Source organism: Kitasatospora sp. NPDC098663, from assembly GCF_044760075.1.
In the GTDB taxonomy this organism is placed as follows: domain Bacteria; phylum Actinomycetota; class Actinomycetes; order Streptomycetales; family Streptomycetaceae; genus Kitasatospora.
In genome coordinates, this window is sequence record NZ_JBIWAP010000005.1 from 25,978 (window position 1) to 51,967 (window position 25,990).

Here is a 25,990-nt window from a genome sequence, read left to right on the forward strand (position 1 = left end):
AAGGGCCGGGCGGGGACGGCGAAGGGCGCGCGGTGCCGTCCGGACGGCCGGCGGCATCGCCCGGTGGTGTCGGGGTGTAGGGGTGTAGGGGTGTAGGGGTGTCGGGGTGTCGGGGTGCAGGGCTGTCGGCTCGGGTCAGCCGGCGGTGTCGAGCACGTCCCGGTAGGCCTTGTGCCAGTCGGCCACCGTGCCGGTCTCGGACGAGATCAGGACGTGGTGGCGCACCATGCCGCCGAACTGCGCGCCGAGCGCGGTCGGACGCAGGTCGGTGGCCGGGTCGACGCCGAGCCGCTCGGCCGCGATGGTGACGGTGCGTTCGGTGAAGCCGTCGATCACGACCACGGCGTAGTTGTGCACGGAACCCTGCACCTCGATCAGGCTCCGGCGCAGCCGGCGGCGGCGCTCGGTGTGCTCGACGGGCTCTTCCAGCCGGCCGCCGGTGGCGGTCAGCGCGTGGTCGAGCGCGGCCCAGAGCGGGAGTTCGGCGGGGGCGGCGGCGAAGGCGTCGAGGATGGCCTGGCCGAAGTCCCAGCCGAACAGCAGAGCCTCCTTGGCCGGGTAGTAGCGGAAGAACGTGCGGTGGGCGATGTCGGCGCGGCGGCAGATCTGGTCCACGGTGGTGTGCTCGAAGCCCTGCTCCTCGAAGAGGTCGAGCGCCGCGGTGCGGATGCTGTCGCGGGTGCGCGCCTTCTTGCGGTCGCGCATGCCCTGCTCCGCCGCGGTGTCCGTCCCCTGCATGGTTCTTCCGTTTCCTCTCGGTGAGTTGAGTGTGGATGGGGCCGCCGAGGGGGCGGCTGTCAGTACCGAATCACGTCCGACCGTGCTCGCTCAAGGCGAGCGCCGACTCTTCCGGGTTCCGTCATCTGAAATTTGCACAACTGCCTTTTGGCAGTACTGCCACTTCCGGAATGGTGTGGGGCGTCGGCGGCCGCACTCCCCCAGGCCGCCCCCACTCCCCCGAACCGAGGAACCATGAAGCGGCACTACCTCCTGGCATCGGCGGCCCTCGCCACCGCGCTCACCCTCACCGCCTGCTCCGCCTCCGACGACGCGGTCTCCGGCGCCGCAGGGAACACCGGCGCGGCGAACGACGGGCCTGCCGTCGACGGCGGCACGCTCAAGATCGGCCTGGACCGGCCGTTCGCCAAGCTCGACCCGGCCGACGGCACCCTGACCTCGATGCCGATGATGGTCCTCGCCAACGCCCTGTACGACCCGCTGATGGTCAACGGCGACAACGGCGCCGTCCAGCCCTACCTCGCCAAGTCCTTCACCCCCAACGCGGACGCCACGGTCTGGACCCTCGACCTGCACGAGGGCGTGAAGTTCAGCGACGGCAAGCCGCTGGACGCCCAGGCCGTCGCCGACCACGTCACCCGGCTCGCCAAGCCGGAGAGCAAGTGCGCGTGCGCCATCGACGCGGCCACCATCGGCGCCACCGCCGTCTCCGGCCCGACCACCCTCACCTTCACCCTCAAGGCGCCCGACGCCGCCTTCCCGAACCTGTTCACCCGATCCCTCGGCTACGTCTCCGAGGCCCCGGCCGGCGACTCCCCCGCCGTCGGCTCCGGCCCGTACACCGTGGAGAGCGTGCAGCCCGGAGTCTCCGTCACCCTCGCCCGCAACCCCGCGTACTGGGGCGCCAAGGGCCACGCCGACAAGCTCGTCTACCGGGTGCTCACCGACACCGACAGCCGCTACCAGTCGCTGCGCTCCGGCGACACCGACCTGATCTGGACCGAGACGCCCGGCCAGCTCAAGCAGGCCGCCGCCGACGGGCTGCGCGGCGCCACCGGGCCCGGCGCCACCACCACCATGGTCTTCAACACCGCGTCGGCGCCCTTCGACGACGTGCGGGTCCGCCGGGCCGTGCAGTACGCGATCGACCGCCAGGCCCTGGAGAAGGTCGTCTCCCTCGACCAGGGCGCCGTCTCGGACGGCCCGATCGGCTCCCGCTCCCCGTACCGCACCGCCGCCGGGTACCCGGCCCACGACCCGGCCAAGGCCCGGGCCCTGCTCGCCGAGTCCGGCCACCCCGACCTCGCCTTCGACTACCTCGTCGACAGCCGCCCCGAGGGCCAGCAGCGCGCCACCGTGATCCAGCAGATGCTCGGTGAGGCCGGGATCAAGGTGACCATCAAGCCGCTCGACGCCGCGGGTCTGGGCACCGCGATGCTCCAGCACAAGTTCCAGGTGATCGACTTCCCCACCAGCATGTTCGGCGACACCGACACCGCGCTCACCAGCCTCTACCTGCCCAACTCGCCCTACAACTTCATGAGTTGGTCCGACCCGGAGACCTCGAAGGCGATCGCCGAGGGCCGCGCCTCGACCGACCCCGCCAAGCGTGCGGCCGCCTACCAGCAGGCCGCCCGGCGGGTCGTCGGCGAGGCGCCGATGGCCTTCCTCACCGAGAACACCGTCGGCTTCCTCGCCGGCGCCAAGGTCGGCGGACTGCCCGACCTGTCCAAGCGCACCGTCCTCAACGTCTCCCCCGCCCCCCTGTGGGTGAAGCGGTGACCCCCCGCACCCGCACCGCGCTGCGCCACGGCGGGCGGCTCGGCCGCGCCGCGGCCGTGCTGCTGCTCGTCACCGTCGCCGCCCTGTACCTGCCCCACCTGATGCCGGGCTCCCCCGCCGTCGCCGCCCTCGGCCCCACCGCCACCCCCGAGCAGATCTCCGTCTACGAGGCCGGGCTCGGCCTGGACCGCAATCTGTTCGCCGCCACCTGGCAGTGGATCGCCGACGCCCTGCACGGCGACCTCGGCCACTCGCTGTCCACCGGAGCCGCCGTCACCACCGAACTCGCCGACCGCATCCCCGTCACCCTCGAACTCTTCCTCGCCGCCCAGCTGGTGGCGCTCGCCCTGGCCGTGCCCGTCGCCCTGCTCTCCGCCTGGCGCCCCGGCGGCACCTTCGACCGGATCGCCACCGCCGGCACCTTCGGCTGGCTCGCCGTCCCCGGCTTCGCCCTCGGCCTGCTGCTCATCTGGCTCGCCGCCGTCCAACTGCGCGTCCTGCCCGCCACCGGCTGGACCCCGTTCACCGAGGACCCGGCCGAGAACCTGCGCCACCTGGTGCTGCCCGCCCTCACCCTCGGCCTCACCGAGGCCGCCGTGTTCACCCGCACCCTGCGCGGACAGCTGCTCGACACCCTCGACCAGCCGTACATCGCCGCCGCCCGCAGCCGCGGCATGGGCACCACCCGGCTGCTGCTGCGCCGCGCCCTGCGGCCCTCCAGCCTGCCGCTGGTCACCCTGGTCGGCATCGGCATCGGCACCTCGCTGGGCGGCTCGGTGCTGGTCGAGTCGCTGTTCGCGGTGCCCGGCGTCGGCAGCCTGGCCGCCGGGGCCATCTCCGGCCGGGACTTCCCCGTCGTCCAGGCCGTGGTGGTGGTCAGCGCCGTCGGCGTGGTCGCGGCCACCTTCGCGGTCGACCTGCTGTACCGCACGATCGACCCGAGGATCGCCCATGAGCACCGCTGAGACCCCAGTCGTGACCGTCGAGACGGTCGCGGCGCGCGCCACCCGCCGCCGGCGGCCCCCCGCCGGCGTGCTCGCCGCCGGGGCCTGGCTGGCCGTCGTCGCCCTCGCCGCCCTGCTGCTGCCCCTGCTGCCCGGCTTCGACCCGCTGCACGGCGACTTCGCCCACCCCGCCGCCGCCCCCGGCCCCGGCCACTGGCTGGGCACCGACAGCGCCGGACGGGACGTCCTGCAACGCACCGTCGCCGGCGCCCGCGCCTCCTTCACCGTCGCCGCCCTCACCATCCTGGTCGGCCTGCTCGGCGGCGGAGCGCTCGGCCTCGCCGCCGGCTGGTTCCGCGGCCCGCTCGACAAGGCGATCGGCTTCGCGACCGACCTGCTGATGTCCGTGCCCAGCCTGATCCTGGTGATGATCGCGGTCTCGCTGCGCGGCCCCAGCCTCACCGTGATCGGCACGCTGATCGGGCTGTTCACCGTCCCGCACTTCACCCGGGTGGTGCGCGCCGTCGTGCTCTCGCTCAGCGAGCGCGGCTTCGTCCAGGCCGCCCGCATGCTCGGCACCGCCCCGCTGCGCGTCCTGCGCCGCGAGATCGTCCCGCACGTCGCGCCGGCCGCCCTCACCTTCGCCTTCACCGCCACCACCGTCGCCATCGTCGCCGAGGGCTCGCTCAGCTTCCTCGGCTTCGGGCTGCGCCCGCCGGAGCCCTCCTGGGGCGGCATCATCGCCGAGGGGCGCACGGCCCTCGGCAGCGCGCCGTGGATCTCCCTGGCGCCCGCGGCCGTGCTCTGCCTGACCGTCCTCGCCCTCAACTACCTCGGGGAGCACCTGCGTTCGGGTGGTCCCGCCGGCCCGAAGGGAGCGCGCGGATGACCTCCGCCCCCGACCTCGACGAACCCGTCCTCGACGAACCCGTCCTCGACGTCCCGGTGCTCGACGTCCGCTCGCTGGACACCGTCCTGCACACCCCCGACGGCCGCGCCCTGCACGTCCTGCACGGCGTCAGCCTCACCATCGCGGCCGGCGAGTGCCTCGGCGTGGTCGGCGAGTCCGGCTCCGGCAAGTCCGTGCTCGCCCGCGCCGTCCTCGGCGTCGAGTCCCGCACCACCAGGGCCGTCGCCACCGGCGAGATCCGGCTGAACGGCGAGGACCTGCTCGCCGCCTCCCGCACCCGCCGCGCCGAACTGCTCGGCACCGGCATCGCCATGGTCCACCAGGACCCGATGACCTCGCTCAACCCGGTGGTCCGGATCGCCGACCAGGTCACCGAATCCCTCACCAACCGGCGACGACTCTCCCGGCGCGAACGGCTGCGCACCGCCACCGAGTTGCTCGCCGCCGTCGACGTCCCCGACCCCGCCCGGCGGGCCCGCGCCCACCCGCACGAGCTCTCCGGCGGCCTGCGCCAGCGCGTCGGCATCGCCGCCGCCCTGGCCGGCGAACCCGCCCTCCTGCTCGCCGACGAACCCACCACCGCCCTCGACGTCACCGTCCAGCGCACCGTCCTCGACCTGCTCGACCACCACCGGCGCAGCCGCGGCCTCGCCACCCTGCTGATCACCCACGACATCGGCCTGCTGTACGGGCGGGCCCGCCGGATCGCCGTCATGTACGGCGGCCGGATCGTGGAGACCGGCCCCACCGAGGCCGTCACCCGCCACCCCCGGCACCCCTACACCGCGGCCCTGCTGCGCTCCGTACCCCGGGTCACCGGCCCGCTGCGCCGCACCCTGCCCGCGATCCCCGGCTCGCCGCCCGACCTCACCCGGCCCACCCCCGGCTGCCCCTTCGCCCCGCGCTGCGAACTGGCGACGGACCTCTGCACCACGACCGCGCCCCCCACCCACACCGCGGCGGACGGCCACACCGCCGCCTGCCACTTCCCGCTCACCGCGCCGCCTGACGCGCCGTCGCCCTCACCCTCCTCCGATTCCTCGCCCTCGTCCTCGCCCGACGAACTGGAGCCCGCGGCATGACCACCGCCCCCGAAGCCGCTGCCCCCGAGACCGTCGCCCCCGGCGCCGCCGCTCCCGGAACGGCCGTCCTGGAGGCCACCGGCCTCAGCGTCGTCCACCGCACCCGCTCCGGCCCGCTGCACGCCGTCAGCGGCGTCGACCTGGCCCTCCACCCGCGCCGCACCCTCGCCCTGGTCGGCGAGTCCGGCTCCGGCAAGAGCAGCATCGCCAAGGCCCTGCTGCGGCTGCCCCCGCCCACCACCGGCACCGTCACCCTCGACGGCACCGACCTCGCCACCCTCTCCCCGCGCGCCCTGCGGGCCGTCCGACCCCGCCTCCAGCTGGTGTTCCAGGACCCGCTCTCCTCCCTCAACCCGCACCGCCGCGTCCGCGACCTGGTCGCCGAACCCCTCGACGCCCACCCCGACCCGGCCCGCGACCGCGAACAGGTCGTCACCGAGCAGCTGGCGGCCGTCGGCCTGCCGCCCGCCCTGTTCGGCGACCGCCGCCCCCACCAGCTCTCCGGCGGGCAGGCCCAACGGGTCGCCATCGCCCGGGCCCTGGCCGCCGGACCGCGCGTCCTGATCGCCGACGAGGCGGTCTCCGCCCTCGACGTCTCGGCCCAGGCCACCGTGCTCAACCTGCTGCGCGGGCTCACCGAGGAACGCGGACTGGCCGGCCTCTTCATCTCCCACGACCTCGGCGTGGTCCGCGCGGTGAGCGACGAGGTGGCCGTGCTCCAACTCGGCCGCATCTGCGAACGCGGCCCCACCGAGGCCGTCCTCGCCGCCCCGGCCCACCCCTACACCGCCGCCCTGCTCGCCGCCGTCCCCGAACCCGGCCGCCCGCTGCGCGACACCGGCCTCCTCCCCACCGACCCGCCCTCCCCCCTCGCCCCGCCCAGCGGCTGCCGCTTCCGCACCCGCTGCCCCCTGGCCGACGCCCGCTGCGCCACCGAGGAACCGCAGCTGCGGGAGGTGGCACCTGGCCGCGCGGTGGCCTGCCACCGGCCGCTGGTCGGCACTGCCGCGGGGGTCTGACCAGCCGGGCGCAGCACGGGCCGGCGTCCTGGCGTGACGGATGCGCCTTACGCTCGCCGTCGAGCAGTCCCAGGGATATGTGAACGGCGGGCGACCGCAGGCCACTTCGACCTGTCGGCCGCCCGCCGTCCGCCACCCGCCGCCCGCCGCCCGCCGCCCGCCGCCCGCGCCCACGGCGGCGCTACGACGGCGGTGGCGCTACGACAGCGGCAGCGCCCGCCTGAGCGCGCCGAAGGCCGCGTCCAGCAGGGCGCGATGATCGGGGTCGACCGCCGCCGCGCTCTCCCCCGCCAGCATCCGGCTCGCGGAGGTGAGGCAGCCGGTGCGGTAGGCGGCGACGGCGAGCGCGGCGGTCAGCCGGGGCTGCGGGTCCGGCGAGGTCCGCGCGATCACCTCGGCCAGCGCGCCCTCCAGCTCCTCGACGCCCTCGCGGGCCCGCGCCCGCAGCGACGGGGAGTCCACCACGACCTGCCAGAAGGCCGTGAAGCGATCCCGCAGAGCGGCCAACGGGTAGCCCTCGTCGATGAGTTCGAGAATCAGGCGGTGCAGCGCGGCGAGTGGGGACTCGGCGGCCGGGCGGTCGCGCACCGCGCTCGTGAACAGCTCGACGGCCTCCGGGATCCGGTCCAGGAAGAGGTCCTCCTTGCGCGGGAAGTAGTTGAAGACCGTCATGGTCGAGACCTCCGCCGCCTCGGCCACCTCGGCGACGGTGACCTGGTCGAACCCGCGCGCCAGGAACAGGGTGGTGGCCACGCCGGAGATCCGCTGCCGGGTCTGCGCCTTCTTGCGCTGACGCATCGTGAGGTTCCGGGACTGCGGTTCGTCGTCGGCATCTGGGGTCCTGGCTACATCCATGACCGAAATTATACCCACCACAGATTTTTAGTGACTACAGTGAAGTCATGAACACGGACATGCGCACAGACGCAGGCACCGGCGCAGGCACGGACTACGACGTGGTGGTGGCGGGCGGCGGCCCGGTCGGGCTGATGCTGGCCTGCGAACTGCGGCTCGCCGGAACCTCGGTGCTGGTCATCGAACGGCTCACCGAGGTGGACCAGACGGTCAAGGCGGGCGCCATCAACACGCCCAGCGTGGAGGCCTTCTACCGGCGCGGGCTGCTGCCGGCGCTCGAAGAGATCCACGCGCAGGCGATGGAGAGGTTCGCCCAGTTCGCCCGGCAGCGCCGCCCGGACGGGCCGCCCACCAACGGCGAAGCGCCCGCCAACGGCGAAGCGCCCGCCGACGGTGCGGTGCCCACGCGGGCGCCGCAGCGGATCGCCGGGCACTTCGCCGGGATCATGCTGAGCCTCGACCGCTTCGACCCCGCCGACGACCCCGACTTCGCCGACCGCGGTCCCGTCGACAAGGCCGCCCTCGTCCCGCAGGCCGCCCTGGAGCACGTGCTCGGCGAGCGCGCGGCCGAGCTGGGCGTCGAGCTGCGCCGGGGCGTGGAGTTGACCGGCTTCGACACCGACGAGCACGGGGTGACCGTGCACACCGACGGCGGTGCGCCGATCCGAGCCGGCTGGCTGGTCGGGTGCGACGGCGGCCGCAGCACGGTGCGCCGGCTCGCCGGGTTCGACTTCCCCGGCACGGCCCCGGAGATCACCGGCCACCAGGCGATGGTGGAGATGACCGGCTCCGAGGCCCTGGGCGCCGGCTGGAACCGGACCCCGGTCGGGACGTACGTGCACGGGCCGGTGCCGGGCCGGATCCTCACCGTGGAGTTCGGCGGCCCGCCCGCGGACCGCCGGTCACCGGTCACCGCCGAGGAGTTGCAGGCCAGCCTGCGCAACGTCAGCGGCGTGGACGTGACGATCACCAAGGTGCACAGCGCGACCCGCTTCACGGACAACGCCCGCCAGGCGAGCACCTACCGCGCGGGCCGGGTGCTGCTGGCCGGCGACGCGGCGCACGTGCACTCCCCGTTCGGCGGCCAGGGGCTCAACCTCGGCATCGGCGACGCGATCAACCTCGGCTGGAAGCTCGCCGCCACCGTGCGGGGCTGGGCGCCCAAGGGCCTGCTGGACACCTACACCGCCGAGCGGCACCCGATCGGCGCCTGGGTCCTGGACTGGACGAGGGCGCAGGTCGCGCTGATGCGGCCCGAGCCGGGAAGCGGCGCGCTGCGCAACGTCGTCGCCCAGCTGGCCGACACCGCGGCCGGGACCACCTACTTCGTCAAGCAGCTCTCCGGCGTGTGGCAGCGCTACGACCTGCCCGGCGAACACCCGCTGGTGGGCCGCAGCGCACCGGACCTCGTACTCGCCGACGGCAGCAAACTGGCCGACCACCTGCACGACGGCCGCGCGCTGCTGCTGGACCTCACCGACGACCCCGAACTGCGCGCCCGCGCCGACGGCCACCGCGACCGGTTGCGGATCGTAACTTCCCACTGCCCCGAACAGCCCACGCCGGCCGCCCTGCTGGTCCGCCCGGACGGCTTCGTCGCCTGGGCGGGCGACAGCGGTGAGGCCTTGGACGGGCTCGACGAAGCCCTCGACAGGTGGCTCGGCGCAGCTCAGGGCTGAACTCAGGGCAGAACTCAGGGCTGAGCTCAGCCCTGGCGCAGGACGGCGGCTGCCAGGGCGAGCGCCGGGTCCCACCCCGGGCCGCCTTCAGCAAGCCGGCCTGCGCGGCCGGGGTCTCCACGTCGCCGGCCAACCCGGCGAGGGGCCTACTGGAACATGGAGGACAGTTCGCCTGCCTCAAACGCCCTCTGAGGTCAGCAAGTCGAATGCGCCTCGGATGATGGTCTGGCCTTTCAGTGCCACGCCGGCCTTGTCAGGGGCTGTACCGGCGTCCGAGACCATCAGGCTGGTGACCAGAGTGCGGTCGTCGCTCGTGTGCGCCAGGTAGTTCAGCGTGATGACTCCGGGTTCGCTGCCGCCTTTGTACCAGACGGTCGGGAATCGGGATGGGGCCAGATTCAGTCCGTCGTCGTTGAGGGTGAGTGCGTGCTCGATCTCGGGCTGGTCGAACCGCCACAGCGCCGCGTAGGCGTTGCAGATGTCGATCGGTGAGGCGAACCATTCGATCTGGTCGATCTTCCTTGGATGGGGCCAGGTCTCGCGAACATCGGGCAGGGGGAGTCGTTCAAGCTCCCGCAGCGCGGCGGAGCGGTGGTGTTCGGGCAGTGCCAGGTACTCGTCCGCGCGGGCTGGGTACTGGTCGGCCTTGAGTTGGAAGAACGCCTTGGTGGTCAGGCACGGAATGTTCGCTCGGGACTGTTGGTGGCCGAACAGGTCCATTTGGTGCACCACCGCGTCCTGGCCGAGCCGGTGGATGAGGTGGTCGGTTGCGGTGTTGTCACTGAGGGAGATCATGCAGTCGGCGAACTCGGCCATCGTGACGGTGGTGCCGGCCGGGTGGTCCTGCAGTCGGCCCGAGGGCAGGCTCTTGTAGTCATCGCGGATGACCAGCGACTCGTCCCAGGACGCTCGTTGTTCGTCGACGGCCTGTGCGAGCGCGCCCAGCACGTACAGCTTGAACGCCGAACCGATCGGCCGCTGGGTGTCGGCGCGTACGCCGTGCACCAGCTCGCAGCGCCCATCCGGGCCGATCCGCGCTGCGGCGAACGACACGCGGGCTCCCAAGTCGGCCAGCATGTCGTCGACTTGAGTCCACGACGAGAGCGGCGCCTCGTCGGGAGTCAGGCTCACATCATTCACCAGACCCGAGGGGGCCACGCGCACCCGCAGAAGGTAGTCGCCGTCACGGCCGCTGACCGCCGCCTGCACGTGATCCCGACCCGACTCGACAATCCTGTGCAGGGTGATGGGGCCCAGTTGGTGCAGCACCGCGTTGAAGGCGTTCGGACCGCCGCTGGCAGCCAGGAGCGGCGCAGCTATGTGGTCGTGGATCTCGGTGTCCGTCATCGGCGCCCGCGCCGAGGCGTCCACAAGCCAGTGCACCTGGGCCTGGGCGGTCGACGGTGGCGTGTCCGCGCCGGGTGTTTCGGTCATTCGTCCCCTCCGCGGGGTAGGGGCCGAGGGAGGCGGTCCCGCTCTCGGCGATTGAGTCAACTCTGCTGTTGCGAGGCACACTTGTTCACGCGAGAATGCTACCTTTCCAGTGGGGGATCTCTGGCGGCTACGACTACGGACAAGAAGTGGCCGCATTCGAACGGCGCCGGACTCTGGACGGCGGAACACCCGGCCGCCCCGACGCGGGGCCTCGGGGCCGTCCCACCGGCACCCGACGGTGCGCGTGCGACGGGCGAGCGAGGCCCGGGCTCGATCCTCGACGGTTCGCCAGCATCCTCGGCGTCGGCTGCCTGTCGTGGTCGGGTGATCTCCCACGTCTGGACTCCTTCCTCGTTCTGGACTCCGCCGCTTCCGCTGCTGCCGGGAAGCGGCGGAACGGAGACCTTCACCCTGGGCCAGTGCCGGGAGTTGACGCGCCGGGGTATCGACAACCAGGTAGTCACCTTTCGGCTCGGCGCGCAGGACGGTCGGGCGCGGGCGTCCGACGTACGCTTCACCGGCTACCCCACCCCGGACGACGCCGGCCTGCTGGAGGGCGAGGTGGTCCTAGCCACCGAGCCGCTGCGCCTCTCGACCGTCCGGGTGCCGCACGTGATGATGCACAACCTCCCGCTGGTCGGTCGGGATCTGGCGTTCTACCGGGAGGGCTACGCGGGTCACCGGCTGCTCGCGCCCAGCTGCGCCGCCGCCCGCGGGTGGGGCGCCTTCCTGGGCCTGGACCCGGGCGGGATCGGAGTCGTCCACCCGTTCGCCGGCGTCGAGTTCGCGACCGAACCGGAGCCGGAGCGCGGGTCGGGCCCGGTACGGGTGCTGTTCGCGGGGCGGCTCGGCCCCGAGAAGGGGGTCTACACGCTGTTCGAGGCGCTGCACTCGTTCGCCGGGGACGGGGACTTCGCGTTCACGGTGGTGCTGGCGGGTGGTCAGGACGCCGCCTACGCGCTGGCCGAGCCGCTGGTGCGGGCTCACCCGATGATCGAGGCGGTGGCACCGCGAACCTCCGCGCGTGAGATGGCGCGGCTGCTGGTGACGCAGGACGTGCTGGTGATGCCCAGTCACAGTGCCCTGTGGGTCGAGCCGTTCGGCACCCTGTCCGCCGAGGCGCAACACGCGGGCTGCCGGGTGGTGGCCAGTGACCTGGGAGGCCTGCCCGAGTCCGACTGCGGGGGCCTGGTGCTGTGTCGCCCCGATGACCCGCTCGCGCTGGCCCGTGCGATCCGCCGGGCGGGCGCGCTCGGCCGCCTGACGCCCGCCCCGCGCAGGGCTGCCGCCCGGCACCGCACCGTGGCGCACTCGGTCGACGAACTGCTGACCGCGCTGAACGGCGGGCCGCCCGTCCTCGGTTGACCCCGCCCCGCGCTACCCGGCACCACGCACCCGACGAAAGGAAGTACACGTATGACCGCGACGGGTCGGGCGCACCGGACGCTCCGGGCACGGGAGCTCGTCACGGGGGCGGGCCGCGAGGAGACGGCCGAGGGCCCGTGGTCCCGAGCGATCACCGCGCCCCTGCCGCGGTGACGCGCGGGTCGGCCACCCGGTGGTAGATCGCCCGGATACCGTCGACCCACCGCTCGGCGCCGTAGACGCTGGTGACGCGGTCCAGGCAGGCCTGTCGGCGCTCTGCCGCACCCGAGGTCAGTACGTCGACCAGCGCTTTCGCGAGCGAGGCCGGATTGCGCGGCGGCACCAGTACCCCGACGCGCGGGTCGGCGACACTCCAGCGCAGGCCGCCGACGCGGGTCGCGACCACCGGTGTGCCGCAGGCCATCGACTCCACGGCGACCAGGCCGAAGGGCTCGTAGTGGGAGGGCACGGCCGTGACGTTCGCGGCACTGTAGTAGCGGGCCGTGGCCTGGTGGGGAACAGGTCCGCGCAGGTCCACGCTCCCCGTCAGCCCGTGCCGCTCGACCAGCGCCGCCAGCGGACCGCGCCCGGTGCGCCGCTCCGGCGCCTCGCCGCCCACGACGACGAGAACCGCGCCGGGGAGCGCCCGGCGCACGAGGGCGAAGGCGGGGACGAGGTCCTCCCAGCCCTTGCGCTGTTCGAGCCGCCCGACGAACAGGACCACCGGGACGTCGGCCGGCAGGCCCAGTTCGGCGCGGGCGAGGGCCCGGTCGCGCGGGGTCAGGACCGCAGTGTCCACCCCGGGAGGCACCACGTGCAGTGTGTGCCGCGGCGTTCCCAACAGCTGCTGAAGGTCGGTGAGTTCGCCGGGACTGCTGGCCACGACAGCGGCAGCGCGCAGGCCGATGCGGCGTTCGATCCGGTGCCTGGCCGCGAAGTGCTCCCCGGCCTCGTCCGCCGCGTCCCGCCCGAGTGCCGCCCGGCGCACGGCCCCCAGGGAGTGGTGGGTGTGCACCAGCGGTACCTGGTGGCGGTCGCCCAGCCGCAGGGCGGCGACCGCGGAGTACCAGTAGTGACTGTGCACCACGTCGTATCCGCCCGCCTCCTTGTGGAGTCCGACGACACCCTCGCAGAACTCGTCGAGGACTTCGCCGAACCGCTCGCGCGGCAGCGGCCCGATCGGTCCAGCCGGTACCCGGACGGTCCGCGCGCCGGGGGCGATCGGCTCCCGCCGGGCCAGCCGCCCGTCCGCCCAGCGGGTGACGACGTCGACCGTGCAGCCGGAGCCGGCCAGCCGTCTCGCCAGTTCCCTGACATAGACGTTCTGACCGCCGCAGAACTCGCCTCCCGGAGTGGCCAACGGGTCGGCGTGGTCGGAGATGTGCAGGACGCGCATGGTGCTACCTCGCCGGTACGGAGCGGGTCGGGCTCGTCGGGTGTGGCCGGGGCGGCGGATGAGTGGGGAGACTACGACGTCAACCGTCGCCTGCGGAAAGCCTTTCAGGATCCGCGGAATCCGGCTACAGGCCAAATCCGGCAAGTTGTCAGCAGGCCGCCAGGAACCGCAACGCAGCCGGGCCGGCTCCAACCGGCTCTCGTGGATGACAGGACCACCCGTCGTCGCCGATGCGTACCGGCCGGATCAACACCGCAGGCTCTGTACGCGCTCCGGGCACACGAGTTGGACTCTGAACGGCCTTGCCGAGGGAGAGGGTTACCGTCCTGGGCCATTGCCCGCAGAATCGTGGAACTGCCCGCTCACTGTCCATTCTGTACAGGTACCGTCCATTTCGACGTGGAACCTACACGGCGCTCGCCGATGCCGTACTGGGCGGCCTGGAGCCGGTAGGCCTCGGAGTAGGTGGAGGGCTTGGCCATCAGCTCGTCGTGGGTGCCCTCTTCGATCAGGCGGCCGTGGTCGAGGACGTAGATGCGGTCCGCCTGCGCGGTGGCCGCGAGGCGGTGGGTGATCAGGACGATGCTGACGCCGAGTTCGGTCAGGGCGCGGATCTTCTCGAAGGCCTCGATCTCGGCTTTGGCGTCCATGGCGCTGGTCGGCTCGTCGACGACGATCAGGTGCGGGAGGCGGCCGTCCGGTGCGGGGGTGGTCATGCGGTGGCGCAGCCTGGCGAGGGCGACGCGTTGCCACTGGCCGCCGGAGATGCCGACGCCGCCTTCGAAGCCCTTGGCGAGGAGGGTGTCCCAGCCTTTGTCGAGTTCGGCGAGGACGGGGTGGAGGTCGGCGTAGTCGGCGGCGGCTTCCAGTTGCTGCTGGGTGGCGGGGGCGTCGGGTCGCCCGAGGAGGAGGTTGGCGCGCAGGGTGAAGGACCAGCGCTGGAAGTTCTGGGCCAACAAGGCGATGCCGGCGAACAGTTGGGCGCGGTCGGCGGTGGCGGTGTCGGTGCTGTCCCACAGGATGCGGCCCTGGTGGGGCTGGTAGACGCCGCACAGCAGGTGGGCGAGCGTGGACTTGCCGGAGCCGTTCTCGCCGACCAGGGCGATGACTTCGCCCCGGCCGATGGTGAGGCTGACCTTGTCGAGGGCGGGGGTGTCGCGGCCCGGGTAGGTGAAGGACACGTCCTCGACGCGGATCCGTTCGGGGCGTTCGGGCAGCGGTGTGCCGCCGACGGGGATCGCACGGCGGTGGCCGTGGCGGCGCAGCCGGTCGAGGTCGGCGACGAACAGGGACTCCTCGTAGAGGGAGTTGATCTGGGAGACGAGGCCGGAGATCGAGGCGGAGCCGGTGCGGATGGCGACGACGGCGGTGCCGGCGACGGCCAGCGGCATGGAGCCGGTGCTGACCAGCCAGCCGAGCATCGTGAACGCGCCCACCGTGGCGAGTCCGGCGAGGGAGGCGGTCAGCAGGTCGGTGCGGGCCTTCACTCCGGCGAGGCGGGCCTGTTCGCGTTCGGCGGCGCGGGCCATCTGCTCGTAGTGCCCGAGCAGGAACGGCCCGCAGGCGTGGACGCGGACCTCGGCGGCCGACCACGGCCGGATCAGCATGTCCGAGAGCAGGCCGCTGGCCCGGCTGTGCTGGAGCATCGCCTGCGTGGACAGGTAGCGGCGGCGGGCGGTGCGCACGGCGCCCCAGCCGCGCGGGGCGGTGATGAGCAGCAGCATCGGCAGCAGCGCGGGGTGGAGGACGGTCAGCACTCCGGCGGCGGAGACCAGGGCGAATCCCGCCGTCAGGACGGACACGCCCTGGCCGACGATGTGCTGGATCGATCCGGCGCCCCAGCGGGCCGAATCGACCTCGGCCAGGAACTCGGGGTCCTCGATCGCCTCCAGCTCGGAGCGGGAGACGATGCTGAGGAAGTCGACGGTGGCGGCCCGGAACACGGCCGGTTCCAGGCGGCCGGAGGCGAGTCCGGACACGGCCGCGAGCACGGCGGACAGGGCGGAGACGGCCCCGACGGCAACGACCGCCGGAATGGCCGCGCGGAGGACGGTCGCCATGTCGCCCGGGGCGAGAAGGCGGCCGAGGGCCTGGTTGGTGGCGATCAGCGCGGCCGCGGCGGCGACGCCGCGCAGCACCTCGGCCGTCACCAGGGCCACCAGCGCCGGGCGGTCGGCGGCCCAGGCCATCCGTCCCGCCAGCCGCAGGAACGTGGGCATCTGGCGGGCGACCGTCCAGAACGTCACCTTGGCGCCCGCGAACTCGTGCTTGGCCCAGCCGTAGTCGTAGCGCATCGGGCCGCCGAACAGCAGGCGTTCGCTCTCGGAGACGTGGAGGTCGTCCGGCGTGGTCGCGCTGGGTGAGGTCATGGCACTCCTGCCGTAGGGGTACGGGCCGTGGAACTCACGGGGTCGAGGGCGCTGTTCGAGCTGGAATGCCCAGTGTCGGCGCCATGCCCGCACGTTGGGGCGGGCTCGTGCCGGATCACCCGAGTGGGTGACGGCGGACGGCGGGCGGCCGCTGCCCTCACCAATGCGGTGCGCCCGGTCCGGCCGGTCCTTTCGGTGCGCCGGCGGTCGGCCGATGGTGGGCCCGGTGTGTGTCGGAGCCGGCCCAGCGGCCCTGGCAAGCTCGGGGTCCACCGGGTTCGCGGTGTGACGGGATGCGTGGGGGCGTCGAGGTAACGGGCGGTGGAGTCGAGCGGGTCGATGCGGCGTTCGGTGATCAGGTTGTGCAAGGCACGTGGGAGGTTGTCGAGGCTGCTGCGCACCTCCTTCAGGTCGAAGGCGTTGGCCTGCCCTGTCACAGCGGAACGGGCCTTGAGCAGGTTGGTCGGCGGGTTCTGGGCAGCGTTGCGAGGTGGGGCAGGATGCCCGAGGTCAGCGCCCCAACCGGCTGGCAGGGGCAGGGGTGTGCGGTGGCGAGCAGGCCGAGGCTGTGCAGGGTGAGGACCACGGCGGCGGCGGAGGTCACGTCCAACTCGTCGTAGAGGCGGCGGACGGACGTGGCCACCGTGCGGGAGTGGACGCCTCGGATCTCGGCGATCCGGGCTTGGGTGTGGCCGTCGGCGAGGAGCTGACCGGTGGTGCGCAGGACGTCGGTGACCGCCGGGCGGTCATCATCCGGGAATTCGGGCGCGGCGATGAGCCCGGCGCGCACGGCGATGTCGACGGCGTGGGCGGTGTTGTTCGCGCGCAGGCAGCGGGCCGCGACGCGCGTGTAGAGGGCGGCCGTGTCCCAGGCCCAGCGGTAGGCCCGGTCGATGAGGTCAGGGTCGAGCCCCTGGCCAGCGAGGTCCAGGACGGTGGCGTGGGTACCGGAGACCTTCGGGCGCCGGTGGCAGGTCGGACAGGGGCTTCCGGCGACGAGGCCGGACGGGATCTCCGGCACCATCGACGGCCGGGAGCCGATGGCGACGGCGGACGCGGGCAGTGGCACGGGAGTGCGGGGCGCGGTGGTCACAGCGTGATCCCGAGACGATGGGCGGCTTCGGCGACCTTCTCCCGGTCGAACGGGCTCGCGGCGTACAGGGCATGGACGTGGCGCAGCATCTCGGCGGCTGTGTCGGTGCTGCCGTTGGAGCCGGTGTGCTCGGCCGTCCACAGCAGGGTGCGGGCCTGCCAGGCGGGGGCGTTCTGGGCGAGGAAGGTGTTCATCGCGTCGGCGAACGCGGTGTCGCCTTGGGCGTGCTCGCCCCGGCTGGCGTGGATGCGGCCTTGCCAGGCGCGGGCCTGGCCGGCGTTCAGGCCGTCGCCTGCGGCGGTCAACTCGCCGTGCTCGGTGGACAGACGGCGCAGGGCGGTGTCGGAGTCGCCGAGGTGGTGGCAGCCGAGGGCTCGCCGTACGGTGGCGAGGGGCCGACTAGCCAAGCGGCGGGGCGCTGCCGGGGCCGGTCGGGGGTCGATCGGCAGGATCCGGCGCGTGCCGGACCTGCGCCCGCCGGCTACGCGACGGTGCGTTCCCTGCGGCGCGGGGTGGGCCAATGCAGTCTGAACAGGTTCCTCCGGGCGAGCACGGAGGCGATCGTCAGGCGCGGCGCCGAGGTCTGTACGGAGGTCTCCGGCTGCACTTCCGTGAGCGCGGTGGCCTGGCCGAAGCCCTCCAGGAGCTCCACGTCGAGCTCGAACCAGACGGACCAGCCGACAGCTCTCCCCTTCGAGTCGAGGCGCTGGTGCCATCCGGTGCCGTCCGCGTAGCCCGCGGCGACCGTGATCCCCCGGCCACTGGTCGCGTCCAGGTCCACAAATCGACTGCCCATGTCCGGCACCGTCGGACGGGGGTCGGTGACGGTGATCCGCAGCCGGCCCCGCGACGGGTGAATCTCGCCCTCGATGATCAAGTCCGCTTCCTCCTCGCCGTGTTCGCCTCCGTACTTGATCGCATTGGTGACGAACTCCGAGGTACACACGCGCAGCGCGTACGCCTGATCGTCGTCAAGAGCGACAGCGGCCAGGCCGTTCACGCGGTCACGGAGCTGATTGCGGATAGCGCCCACCGAAGCGGTTCTCAGTGGGGTCCTGTACTCGAAGACGCGGTGCATGGCTGTTCCTCCGGGCTGTATTCAGGGCAGGTGGTCCCGGGCCGTCGGCGGGGGCTTGCGAGCGGTACTCATCGCGTGCCCACCGAGATTCGCTGAATGGCGGCCGCTCGGCAAACGGGAGAAGTTGCTGTTCCTGGCCGAACTCACTGGGCCCGACCTCGGATTTCGGCAAAACGGTAATGAGTTACTGCTTCTGACTCCTGTTCAGTCATGTCAGATGGCGAGAATCCCCGCGGGTGACAGGGAGGTGGATCGTGGTTCACGGGCCGTCCTGCGCGGCGCGCACCAGGGCTGCTGCCGAGTCGAGCGGCTGGACGATCGACACCACGGTGTCCGCGATCGCCGAGTGCTGCGATGTCAGTCGGCTGCGTGCTCACCGCCTCGCCCGGGGGTGGACGCGCGAGCGCGCGGTCGCCGAACTGTCCTCCCTCTGCTCGCTCTCCGGGCTCGACCGTCCAAACCTGGACGCCGAGCAACTTGGCGCCTGGGAGCGCCGTGTCCGAATGCCCCGGGCGCAGACCATCGATTTGCTGTGCCGCCTGTACGAGACCGACACGCAGGGGCTGGGTCTTGCCGGCGGCTACCGGCCGGACACCCTCTCCTGCGGGACCGCGCTCCCGGCACCCGTCGGGCTCCGTCTTCCCGTGGCCCGCTCCGCAGCAGTCCCCTCCCCGCTGGGTGGCGGCGACCCGCTCGATGCGCTGGCCCGCTCCCACCGTCGTGCCATCGAGCGCACACTGGCCGCCACGACGCTCACCAGCGGCGAGCTGGAATCCCTGGACAGCAAGCTGCTCACCCTGCGCCGGGAGTACGTGAGCGACCCGCCGATGATGATGCTGACCAGGCTGCTGACGACCCTGGAGGAAGTCCGGCAGTATTCCGACGAACGACAGCCCGCGCTCGTGCAGGTGCGCCTGTCCGAGATGCTCGCCGTGCTGTCCACCCTGACCGCCGACGCCCTGATGAAGCTCGGGCGCAAGGAGCAGGCCCGGAACTGGTACGGCACCGCGAGGTCGGCCGCCGGCGACAGCGGCAACCGCGAACTGCGGACACGGCTCCGGGTGCAGGCGGCGATGCTTCCGTTCTACTACGGCCCCCTGGAGGAGGCGGCGGCCCTCACCCACGAGGCCGTGCTCCTCAACCGCGGACGTCCGACCCCGACCGGGGCGTTCGCTTCCGCCGCCGACGCCCGTGTCCGGGCACACCGGGGGAACGAAGAGGGCGCCCGCGCGGTGATCGCGCAGGCCCGCGACCTGTTCGAACGCAGCCGGCCGACAGCCCCGGGGGACGACGCGTGGGCGTTCCCCTACCGGCGCCTCCAGCTGTACCTGTCGGGCGCCTACACCGCGCTCGGCGAAACGGCGCAAGCCAGGCGGACCCAGGACGAGTCGCTTCGCCTCTACCCCACCCGCACTGGTATCGACCCGGCACTGCTGCGCCTGGAGCAGGCGATCGGCGAACTCCTGGCGCTCCCGACCGGCGCGACGTGACAGATCCACCTGCGGCTCGTCAGCCTGGCAGGTATGAGTGCTCCGGTCGTCCGGATCGGCGGGTTCGCCGAGTCCGAGGTTGTCAACGTCCTCAACGCCGCCTGCGATCAAGCCGGGCTCGATCCGGCCGACGCCGTGATGCTGCGTGGCCACACCAACGCCGTCTACCTCCTGCCGGCCGCCGGGGCGGTCGCCAAGATCGCCCGGGCCGGCACTCCCCTGACCAGCGTCCGCCGCACCGTCCAGTTGGTGCAGTGGCTCACCGCCCACAGCTTCCCAACGGTCGAACTGCTGCCGCTGGAGCAGCCGGTCATCGCCGACGGGCATGCCGTGACGTTCTGGCACTACCTCCCTCAGCCCGGCCACCCCGTTCCGGCGGTACATCTCGCCGGACCGCTTCGTGCTCTTCACGAGCTTCCACCTCCTCCCTTCGATGTTCTCCCCGTCGACACGGTCGGGGCGATCAGACGCTCGATCAGGGAGACGACCGCGCTCCCACTGGACGACCTCGATTTCCTCAAACGACGCTTGGCCGAGCTGGACGACGCCCTTCGCCAGGTGCGCTACGTCCTGGCTCCCGGGTTGCTGCAGGGCGATCCGCAGCACCGCAACGCCCTCCACCACCAGGGGGCGGCCGTGTTGTGCGACTGGGACACCGCCTGTTTCGGGCAGCCGGAACTCGACCTCGTCACGGTCGAGATCCACTGTCGCCGATTCGGCTATGGTCCTTCCCACTACCGGGAGTTCGCCGACAGGTACGGCTTCGACGTGACCTTGTGGCAGGGCTACCCGGTGTCGTCGGAGCTCCGGGAACTGCGGATGATCACGACGAACGCCAAGCGGGCCTCGCTCGGCAGTCCGACACTCACGGAAGTACGGCGACGCATTCACGGGCTGCGGTCCGGCCAAGACCGGCTCGCCTGGAACATTCTCTGAACAAGTCGGTTCGCACGTCGGGACCTTGGAATCAGCCAAGATGCCGCCACGACCCACCCGGCCTGCGATCAGTCGGCTGGTTAGCCCCGTGCGACCAGGAGACGTATGCCGGCGTCCTCAAGGTACCGACGTCGCCGATCAGCGTCGGGCTGACCGCCGAGGTGTGCGATCGTGGGCAGGACGACGGCGTACAGGGCGGGCTTCTCCTCGATGCGGGCGAGGAGGGTGTCCGGTTCGGAGCCGTCGTCGGTGATCACCTCGGCAAGGTGCAGCTCCCGCCGTTCGCAGAAGTCATCGAGGACACCGGTCAACGCCAGCTGGCGAGACAGTGCCGCGGCAACGGCCGCGCGGAGGAGCCCCACCACTACGGGCGGCGGGACGGGTAGTTGCTCGGTCAGCATCCGACAAGGTCCTTCCGATCGAGGAGTCCGTCTGCATCGAGACTGCCGGAGCCGCGATCGCCACGGAATCACGTCGCGTGGCAGTTCCGTGGCAGTTCCGGCGCACCACCACTGCTGACAATGCTTCGATGGCTCCCCGGAACGGGAGGTAGCGATGGCGGCAGTGATCGTGTGGACCGGCCTGGAAGCGAAGGCTCTGCGGCTGGCATGCCGAAAATCGGTGCGAGACTGGGCCGCGATCTTGGGCATGTCGGTACGGGCCGTGACGAACTGGGAGAGACTGGGGGCCGGCACCCGGCCCAGGCCTGACACCCAGGCGATCTTCGACACCGTACTGCGCCAATGCGATCCCGAGGCTCGGATGCGTTTCGAAGCTCTCGTAGCGCAACAACCCGGCGCTCCGGTGCTCGCGGAGATGCAAGCCGGGCCTCGGGCGTGGGAGTACGAGTCATGGACGGAGGACATCGAGCGGGCGGTTCTCGCGGCGGCCCGGCAGGACTTCGTCTTCGCCGGGAGCCTGCTGGAACGCTGGCGGTCACGCTGGCCGGTGACCGAACTCGACGACCGCGGGCTCTACCTGCTGGCCCGCTCGACGGCGCTGGTGGGAGACCTTCGCCGTGACCAGGGCGCTTTGCTCGGCCCGCTGTCAGCCTCGGCGTCCTACGCCCAGGCACGGCTGTTGTTCACCCGTCTCGACATCCCGAGGCGAACAGCACAGCTGGACCTGTCGCTGGCGGTGGTGACGGAGATGTCCGGGCAACTCGGTACTGCGGCGTCCCGGTACTCGGACCTGGCCGGCGACGTGCGTCTCAGCGCGCGGGACCGTGCGCGGGCAGCCTTGTGGGTCGGCACCGCACTGGACAAACAGGGCCGGCACGAACAGGCCATCGATATCACCACGACGGCGATCCAGGTGTTCGAGAACCTGGGAGAGACGGAGGACTGGGCGACGGGGCACCAGAAGCTCGCACTCGCGCACCGCGGCGCGCGGAACCTCGGGGAGGCCGTGCGGCTGATCGAGGTGGCGCGAGCGAACACCACCGGCGCGGCTCCGATGCAGGACGTGCGGTTGACCACCGCGCACGGACACATCCTGCTGAGCGACCACGCAACCGCCGAAGAGGGGACTGCCCTGCTGGAGAGGGCCGAGGCGAAGGCGGCCCAGTACGGTATGACCCACCAGCAGAGGAGCATCCAAGGCATCCGGGGTCGCTTCCAACGGCTGGCACCGTGCCTCCAATGAGCGGGAGAACAACGTGGCGGACACGCGGCAGCGCGAGATCACCGACCGGCAGTGGGCGGACACCGCGCTGATCTGGGACTACCACCAGATGGGGCACGAGCGACGCCCGTGCGACGTGGCGATCGGCCTGGGCTGCCACGACCTCGGTGTCGCGGCCGAGACGGCCGCGCTGTACCTGAACGGCCTGGTGCAGCGGATCGTGTTCACCGGCGGCCCGAATCCCTCCCGGCCCGACCACTTCCCCCGCGGCGAAGCCGTGCACTTCACCGAGCACGCCGTCGCCCTCGGCGTACCCGAGCACGCGATCCGCCAGGAACCGCGGGCGCGCAACACCGGGCAGAACATCCAGCTCTCCCGGGAAGTCCTGGAGACGGCCGGCGTGGAGGTGCGCTCGGTGCTGCTGGTGAGCATGCCCTACATGGAGCGCCGGGCGTACGCCACGTGCCGCAAGGTGTGGCCGGAGGTCGAGGCGGTGTGCACTTCGACCTCGATGAACCTGAACGACTACGTGAAGACGATCGGCGACGACGGGCTCGTGATCGACAGCCTCGTGGGGGACCTCCAGCGGGTGATCGAGTACCCGAGGTTCGGGTTCGCCGTCGCCCAGGATGTTCCGGAGACGGTCCTTGATGCGTACCAGCGGCTCCTGGCCGACGGATTCGACAGCAAGCTGCTCGACTGACACAGCACCGCCCGCCGGACTGGTGTGCGCCATCCACCAGCCGAACCTGTTCCCCCGCCTCTCCACCCTCGCCAAACTGTTCGCCGCGGACGTCTGGATCGTCCTGGACGATGTGCAGTTCGCCCGCCGCGACTACCAGCACCGCGCCCGCATCGGTGCTCTGCACGAGGACACCACCCGATGGTTGTCCCTTCCCACGCATCTGCCGAACGGCAGGGCCACCCTGATACGGGATGCCCGCCTCACCGACCCGGCGCGCAGCCGCCGCCAGCTGGAGGACATCCTTCGGGACCAGTACCGAACGTCGCCGTTCTGGCCGCTGTTCACCGAGCAGTTGGGGCCGGTACTCGACCTGTTCCGAATAGCCGACCGCACCGCCGAGATCACCAAGGCGTCCACGCTGCTGCTCCTGGGCGCGCTCGGCTGGAGCGGCCGGGTTGTGCGCAGCAGCGATCTGGCGGCCGGGACCGGGCGCACCGAGCGGCTGGTGGACCTGTGTCGGGCGATCGGCGCGGGCACCTACCTGTGCGGCACTGGCGGCACCCAGTACATCGAGCCTGACCGGTTCGCCGATGCCGGGATCAGCGTTCGGCGGTTCTGCGTGCCGGGCACCGGTGTGTGGAGGGGCGCCCGGTCGCTCAGCGCGGTTCACGCCTTGCTGCTCCACGGCCCTGGCCTCGTCGGCGTGACCGTCTTCGACAGCGCCACACAGGTGAGCGAAGTACAGCCGAGCTCCAGCACCTGCTGGCGGCGGGCACCATGATGGCCCGGATGACGACCGCCTCCCCCGCCCACCGCGGCACGCCGGACCCGTGGTGCTACTACGGCCGCACCCGCACCAACACCGCCCGGAGCACCCCGCCGGGCCTACCGGTCACGGTGAGCACCACCTCGTCAGTGTTCGGGGGTCAGCCCGAAGGTTCGGCTGCATCGGGGTGGGAGATCGGCCACTCGGCGGCTTCCTCGACCGTGCGCAGGGTGCGGCGGGCCCGGCGGTGCGTATCAGGCGGTCGAGACGATCGCCCGGATGACGGACGTGATCGCGGGGGTCGGGCGGCCGGGGAGTCGCGCTACGAGAACGCGGCGGAGCTCGGGAGGTGCGCCTTCGACGTGCAGCAGGCTCACCCCGGGCGGCAGCACCGGCGAGAGCCGGGAGGGCGCCGTCGTCACCCCGAAGCCGCCGGCGACCAGTTGAAGCTTCGTCAGCCAGTCGCGCGCGCGGTGGACGATGTGCGGCCGTGCGGGCAGGCCGGGCCAGACGCCGAGCAGCGGCTCGGAGTTCGACGCCGGGGCGGCGATCCACGGGGCGTCGACCAGTTCGTCGACGTGCACCGCGGTGCGGCCGGCGAACGCTCCGGTCGAAGGCGCCGCAACGACCAGTTCGGTGTCCATGACGGTCTCGACGTGCAGGCGCGGCGACTCGCCGTCCAGGGGCCGGTGGGGCGGGCGGGACGTCAGTACGGCGAGGTCGATCGAGCCCGCGCGCAGTGCCCGGACCAGGGTGGGGGTGGCGCCCTCGGTCGTCGTGACCGTGATCTGCGGGTCGGTCGCCGCGAGGCGGGCGAGGGTGGGAGGCAGGATGGCCGCGCCCGCACTCAGGAACAGTCCCAGCCGCACCGGTTCGGTCCGCGGGGCGGTGCCGGTGAGGTCGTGCTCGGCCGCCGTCAGGCAGTCCAGGATCGTGCGGGCATGGCGCAGCAGGGTCAGGCCCGCGGGGGTGAGCCGCACCCCGTCGGGGCGGCGTTCGAACAGGGTGGTGCCCGCGCTCCGTTCGAGGGAGGCGGCCTGGCGTGAGACCGCCGACTGGGTGTAGCCGAGCCGGGCGGCTGCCGCGGTGAAGCTGCCGGACGCGGCGATCTGCTGCAGGACCCGCAGGCCCGTGCTGGAGATGTCCATGCGGCATACGCATACCACAGATGCTTGATCATCGCTTCCGGCATGCTCTCCGGGCTCCTAGTGTCGAACTTGACGAACACGGATGAACGCGAATGAACACGGACGAACACGGAGGTCATCACGTGCGAGCAGCAGTCCTGACGCAGTTCGGCGCCCCGCTCACGGTGCGGGAGGTGCCCGACCCCGAGGCCGGCGGCGGCGAGGTGGTGGTCGAGGTGCTCGCCACCTGTGTGGCCCCGTACGCGGCCGAGGTCTTCGGCGGCCGGCGGAACTACCCCCTGGTGCCTCCCGTGGTGCCCGGGATCGGCGGGGTGGGACGGGTCGTCCACGTGGGCCCGGACGCCACCCGGCTGCGCCCCGGCGACCTGGTGTGGTGCGACTCCACGGTGCGCTCGCGGGACGACGCCCTGACGCCCGACATCACGCTCCAGGGCTGGAGCTCCCGCGGCGAGGGCGGCGCGCGGCTCGCCCGGCACCTGCACGACGGGTCGTTCGCCGAGCTCATGCGGGTCCCGACGGAGAACGTCTTCCCGCTGCCCGCGGCGGCGGGGGACGACCCGGCCCGCTGGGCCGCGCTCGGCGTGCACGTCATCCCTTACGGCGGGCTGCTGGCCGGCGGGCTCGCAGCCGGTGAGACGCTGCTCGTCAGCGGGGCCACCGGCAACCTCGGCAGCAGTGCGGTCGCGGTCGCACTCGCCATGGGGGCGGGCCGCGTGGTCGCCCCCGGCCGCAACCGGGCCGCGCTCGACCTCCTCGCCGACCGGTTCGGTCCGCGGGTGCGCCCGGTCCCGCTGACCGGGGACGAGGCCGGCGACCGCGCGGCGATGTCCGCGGCGGGCGACGGCCCGATCGACATGGTGATCGACCTGCTGCCGCCGAGCGCACCCAGCTCGGTGGCGCGCACGGCAGCCATGACCGTGCGCGAGTACGGCCGCGTCGTTCTCATGGGTGGCGTCGGCATGCTCAGTGGCGACGACCTCGCGCTCCCGTACCCGTGGATCATGCGCAACTCGGTCACCGTGCGCGGCCAGTGGATGTACCCGCGTACGGCGAACGTCGGCATCATCCGGCTCCTCGCCTCGGGCACCCTCGACCTCGCCCACGAACGGGTCCGGTCCTTCGGCCTCGGTGCCGTCAACGACGCCGTCGCGTACGCCGCCTCACACGGTGGCCCGTTCGACCGCACGGTCCTCACCCCACCGGCTCGCTGACCAGGGCCGACTGATCTCCGCAACCCGGCGCCACGGCCCACCCGCCCACCGCCCACCGCCCACCGCCCACCGCCCGTCAGGAGAGCCGGGCCGGCGCGTTCAGGCGGCTACTGGGCCAGCACCACGGTCCCGCCGACGAGCAGGACCATGGGGCCGAGGCCGAGGTGGAACTTCAGGTGGCCGGCGACGAGTTCGAGCGTGGCGATGATGAGCACCGGCCCGAGATCGGACCAGTGCGGGCGGAATCCGTCTTTCCCCCGGAAGATCCGTTCTTTCACGCTGCGCACACTACGCCGCCCTCGGCCCGGCGGGCCCGGCCTCACGGGGGGATGGGTCGACGGCCGTGCGGCTCCCGTCAGGGCAGGTCGAATACCGACGAGTCGGCTG

General features: G+C 72.3%; 24 protein-coding genes. 13 read left to right on the plus strand and 11 right to left on the minus strand.

The features are described from left to right. Window positions 1–135: 135 nt before the first annotated feature. Window positions 136–738 carry a TetR family transcriptional regulator gene (locus ACIQVZ_RS06910; RefSeq protein WP_350876046.1) on the minus strand — a complete coding sequence of 201 codons (603 nt, stop codon included), beginning with the start codon at window positions 736–738 and terminating at the stop codon, window positions 136–138. 234 nt (window positions 739–972) lie between these two features. Between ACIQVZ_RS06910 and ACIQVZ_RS06915 the strand changes: the two genes are divergently transcribed. From ACIQVZ_RS06915 to ACIQVZ_RS06935, 5 genes are read left to right on the plus strand one after another with little or no spacing between them, the layout of a single operon-like run. Then, window positions 973–2,520 (plus strand): ABC transporter substrate-binding protein, encoded by a 1,548-nt coding sequence (locus ACIQVZ_RS06915; protein ID WP_402447747.1) that lies wholly within the window; start codon window positions 973–975, stop codon window positions 2,518–2,520. Next, on the plus strand, window positions 2,517–3,485 hold the full coding sequence (locus ACIQVZ_RS06920; protein WP_402447749.1) for an ABC transporter permease: 969 nt from the start codon (window positions 2,517–2,519) through the stop codon (window positions 3,483–3,485). Before ACIQVZ_RS06915 ends, ACIQVZ_RS06920 begins: the two co-directional genes overlap by 4 nt. Next, the gene (locus ACIQVZ_RS06925; protein ID WP_402447750.1) at window positions 3,472–4,353 is read left to right on the plus strand and encodes an ABC transporter permease; all 882 of its coding nucleotides are present in this window, start codon (window positions 3,472–3,474) and stop codon (window positions 4,351–4,353) included. The genes ACIQVZ_RS06920 and ACIQVZ_RS06925 overlap by 14 nt, the downstream gene beginning before the upstream one ends. Then, window positions 4,350–5,456: an ABC transporter ATP-binding protein gene (locus tag ACIQVZ_RS06930; RefSeq protein ID WP_402447752.1), complete on the plus strand. Its 1,107-nt coding sequence runs from the start codon at window positions 4,350–4,352 to the stop codon at window positions 5,454–5,456. Before ACIQVZ_RS06925 ends, ACIQVZ_RS06930 begins: the two co-directional genes overlap by 4 nt. Beyond that, the gene (locus ACIQVZ_RS06935; RefSeq protein ID WP_402447754.1) at window positions 5,453–6,475 is read left to right on the plus strand and encodes an ABC transporter ATP-binding protein; all 1,023 of its coding nucleotides are present in this window, start codon (window positions 5,453–5,455) and stop codon (window positions 6,473–6,475) included. Before ACIQVZ_RS06930 ends, ACIQVZ_RS06935 begins: the two co-directional genes overlap by 4 nt. A gap of 198 nt (window positions 6,476–6,673) precedes the next feature. Here the strand turns inward: ACIQVZ_RS06935 and ACIQVZ_RS06940 are convergent, their stop codons facing one another. Beyond that, window positions 6,674–7,330, minus strand: a complete 657-nt coding sequence (locus ACIQVZ_RS06940; protein ID WP_350876034.1) for a TetR family transcriptional regulator — start codon at window positions 7,328–7,330, stop codon at window positions 6,674–6,676. A gap of 59 nt (window positions 7,331–7,389) precedes the next feature. Here ACIQVZ_RS06940 and ACIQVZ_RS06945 point away from each other — a divergent pair, with 59 nt between their 5' ends. Continuing rightward, the gene (locus ACIQVZ_RS06945) at window positions 7,390–9,009 is read left to right on the plus strand and encodes an FAD-dependent oxidoreductase (protein WP_402447756.1); all 1,620 of its coding nucleotides are present in this window, start codon (window positions 7,390–7,392) and stop codon (window positions 9,007–9,009) included. Between the two features lie 177 nt (window positions 9,010–9,186). Here the strand turns inward: ACIQVZ_RS06945 and ACIQVZ_RS06950 are convergent, their stop codons facing one another. Then, entirely contained in the window at window positions 9,187–10,443 is a 1,257-nt protein-coding gene (locus tag ACIQVZ_RS06950; protein WP_402447757.1) for a serine hydrolase, read from the minus strand. Between the two features lie 324 nt (window positions 10,444–10,767). Here ACIQVZ_RS06950 and ACIQVZ_RS06955 point away from each other — a divergent pair, with 324 nt between their 5' ends. Continuing rightward, window positions 10,768–11,808: a glycosyltransferase family 4 protein gene (locus ACIQVZ_RS06955; protein ID WP_402447759.1), complete on the plus strand. Its 1,041-nt coding sequence runs from the start codon at window positions 10,768–10,770 to the stop codon at window positions 11,806–11,808. A 151-nt stretch (window positions 11,809–11,959) separates the two neighbouring features. Here ACIQVZ_RS06955 and ACIQVZ_RS06960 read toward each other — a convergent pair whose 3' ends face one another. From ACIQVZ_RS06960 to ACIQVZ_RS06980, 5 genes are all read right to left on the minus strand, one after another. Continuing rightward, window positions 11,960–13,204, minus strand: coding sequence for a glycosyltransferase (locus ACIQVZ_RS06960; RefSeq protein ID WP_402447761.1), 1,245 nt, complete (start codon window positions 13,202–13,204; stop codon window positions 11,960–11,962). A 362-nt stretch (window positions 13,205–13,566) separates the two neighbouring features. Beyond that, window positions 13,567–15,573, minus strand: a complete 2,007-nt coding sequence (locus tag ACIQVZ_RS06965) for an ABC transporter ATP-binding protein (RefSeq protein ID WP_402447763.1) — start codon at window positions 15,571–15,573, stop codon at window positions 13,567–13,569. A gap of 433 nt (window positions 15,574–16,006) precedes the next feature. Continuing rightward, window positions 16,007–16,666, minus strand: coding sequence for a helix-turn-helix transcriptional regulator (locus tag ACIQVZ_RS06970; RefSeq protein ID WP_402447765.1), 660 nt, complete (start codon window positions 16,664–16,666; stop codon window positions 16,007–16,009). Continuing rightward, window positions 16,663–17,073, minus strand: a complete 411-nt coding sequence (locus ACIQVZ_RS06975) for a hypothetical protein (RefSeq protein WP_402447767.1) — start codon at window positions 17,071–17,073, stop codon at window positions 16,663–16,665. The genes ACIQVZ_RS06970 and ACIQVZ_RS06975 overlap by 4 nt, the downstream gene beginning before the upstream one ends. A gap of 74 nt (window positions 17,074–17,147) precedes the next feature. Further along, window positions 17,148–17,744: an ATP-binding protein gene (locus ACIQVZ_RS06980; protein WP_402447769.1), complete on the minus strand. Its 597-nt coding sequence runs from the start codon at window positions 17,742–17,744 to the stop codon at window positions 17,148–17,150. Between the two features lie 254 nt (window positions 17,745–17,998). On the opposite strand from ACIQVZ_RS06980, the gene ACIQVZ_RS06985 reads away from it, so the two are divergent. Continuing rightward, window positions 17,999–19,234 (plus strand): hypothetical protein, encoded by a 1,236-nt coding sequence (locus ACIQVZ_RS06985; protein ID WP_402447770.1) that lies wholly within the window; start codon window positions 17,999–18,001, stop codon window positions 19,232–19,234. Between the two features lie 33 nt (window positions 19,235–19,267). Then, the gene (locus tag ACIQVZ_RS06990; protein ID WP_402447772.1) at window positions 19,268–20,170 is read left to right on the plus strand and encodes a phosphotransferase family protein; all 903 of its coding nucleotides are present in this window, start codon (window positions 19,268–19,270) and stop codon (window positions 20,168–20,170) included. An 80-nt stretch (window positions 20,171–20,250) separates the two neighbouring features. Here the strand turns inward: ACIQVZ_RS06990 and ACIQVZ_RS06995 are convergent, their stop codons facing one another. Beyond that, the gene (locus ACIQVZ_RS06995) at window positions 20,251–20,571 is read right to left on the minus strand and encodes a hypothetical protein (protein WP_402447774.1); all 321 of its coding nucleotides are present in this window, start codon (window positions 20,569–20,571) and stop codon (window positions 20,251–20,253) included. A 154-nt stretch (window positions 20,572–20,725) separates the two neighbouring features. Here ACIQVZ_RS06995 and ACIQVZ_RS07000 point away from each other — a divergent pair, with 154 nt between their 5' ends. From ACIQVZ_RS07000 to ACIQVZ_RS07010, 3 genes are read left to right on the plus strand one after another with little or no spacing between them, the layout of a single operon-like run. Then, entirely contained in the window at window positions 20,726–21,814 is a 1,089-nt protein-coding gene (locus ACIQVZ_RS07000) for a hypothetical protein (RefSeq protein WP_402447776.1), read from the plus strand. 13 nt (window positions 21,815–21,827) lie between these two features. Next, on the plus strand, window positions 21,828–22,496 hold the full coding sequence (locus tag ACIQVZ_RS07005) for a YdcF family protein (RefSeq protein WP_402447777.1): 669 nt from the start codon (window positions 21,828–21,830) through the stop codon (window positions 22,494–22,496). 22 nt (window positions 22,497–22,518) lie between these two features. Then, window positions 22,519–23,259, plus strand: coding sequence for a WbqC family protein (locus ACIQVZ_RS07010; RefSeq protein ID WP_402447778.1), 741 nt, complete (start codon window positions 22,519–22,521; stop codon window positions 23,257–23,259). A gap of 239 nt (window positions 23,260–23,498) precedes the next feature. Here ACIQVZ_RS07010 and ACIQVZ_RS07015 read toward each other — a convergent pair whose 3' ends face one another. Further along, complete coding sequence (locus ACIQVZ_RS07015; RefSeq protein WP_402447780.1) at window positions 23,499–24,392, minus strand: LysR family transcriptional regulator; 894 nt, start codon at window positions 24,390–24,392, stop codon at window positions 23,499–23,501. A 122-nt stretch (window positions 24,393–24,514) separates the two neighbouring features. Here ACIQVZ_RS07015 and ACIQVZ_RS07020 point away from each other — a divergent pair, with 122 nt between their 5' ends. After that, window positions 24,515–25,603, plus strand: coding sequence for an alcohol dehydrogenase catalytic domain-containing protein (locus tag ACIQVZ_RS07020; RefSeq protein ID WP_402447782.1), 1,089 nt, complete (start codon window positions 24,515–24,517; stop codon window positions 25,601–25,603). Between the two features lie 107 nt (window positions 25,604–25,710). On the opposite strand, the gene ACIQVZ_RS07025 is transcribed toward ACIQVZ_RS07020, so the two are convergent. Beyond that, window positions 25,711–25,881, minus strand: a complete 171-nt coding sequence (locus ACIQVZ_RS07025) for a hypothetical protein (protein ID WP_402447784.1) — start codon at window positions 25,879–25,881, stop codon at window positions 25,711–25,713. Between the last annotated feature and the right edge of the window lie 109 nt (window positions 25,882–25,990).

Bases quoted from the DNA above. Each gene is read 5' to 3' on its own strand.
- ACIQVZ_RS06910 (WP_350876046.1), bottom strand. From the start codon at position 738: ATGCAGGGGACGGACACCGCGGCGGAGCAGGGCATGCGCGACCGCAAG.
- ACIQVZ_RS06915 (WP_402447747.1), top strand. From the start codon at position 973: ATGAAGCGGCACTACCTCCTGGCATCGGCGGCCCTCGCCACCGCGCTC.
- ACIQVZ_RS06925 (WP_402447750.1), top strand. From the start codon at position 3,472: ATGAGCACCGCTGAGACCCCAGTCGTGACCGTCGAGACGGTCGCGGCG.
- ACIQVZ_RS06930 (WP_402447752.1), top strand. From the start codon at position 4,350: ATGACCTCCGCCCCCGACCTCGACGAACCCGTCCTCGACGAACCCGTC.
- ACIQVZ_RS06935 (WP_402447754.1), top strand. From the start codon at position 5,453: ATGACCACCGCCCCCGAAGCCGCTGCCCCCGAGACCGTCGCCCCCGGC.
- ACIQVZ_RS06940 (WP_350876034.1), bottom strand. From the start codon at position 7,330: ATGGATGTAGCCAGGACCCCAGATGCCGACGACGAACCGCAGTCCCGG.
- ACIQVZ_RS06945 (WP_402447756.1), top strand. From the start codon at position 7,390: ATGCGCACAGACGCAGGCACCGGCGCAGGCACGGACTACGACGTGGTG.
- ACIQVZ_RS06950 (WP_402447757.1), bottom strand. From the start codon at position 10,443: ATGACCGAAACACCCGGCGCGGACACGCCACCGTCGACCGCCCAGGCC.
- ACIQVZ_RS06960 (WP_402447761.1), bottom strand. From the start codon at position 13,204: ATGCGCGTCCTGCACATCTCCGACCACGCCGACCCGTTGGCCACTCCG.
- ACIQVZ_RS06965 (WP_402447763.1), bottom strand. From the start codon at position 15,573: ATGACCTCACCCAGCGCGACCACGCCGGACGACCTCCACGTCTCCGAG.
- ACIQVZ_RS06980 (WP_402447769.1), bottom strand. From the start codon at position 17,744: ATGCACCGCGTCTTCGAGTACAGGACCCCACTGAGAACCGCTTCGGTG.
- ACIQVZ_RS06990 (WP_402447772.1), top strand. From the start codon at position 19,268: ATGAGTGCTCCGGTCGTCCGGATCGGCGGGTTCGCCGAGTCCGAGGTT.
- ACIQVZ_RS06995 (WP_402447774.1), bottom strand. From the start codon at position 20,571: ATGCTGACCGAGCAACTACCCGTCCCGCCGCCCGTAGTGGTGGGGCTC.
- ACIQVZ_RS07000 (WP_402447776.1), top strand. From the start codon at position 20,726: ATGGCGGCAGTGATCGTGTGGACCGGCCTGGAAGCGAAGGCTCTGCGG.
- ACIQVZ_RS07015 (WP_402447780.1), bottom strand. From the start codon at position 24,392: ATGGACATCTCCAGCACGGGCCTGCGGGTCCTGCAGCAGATCGCCGCG.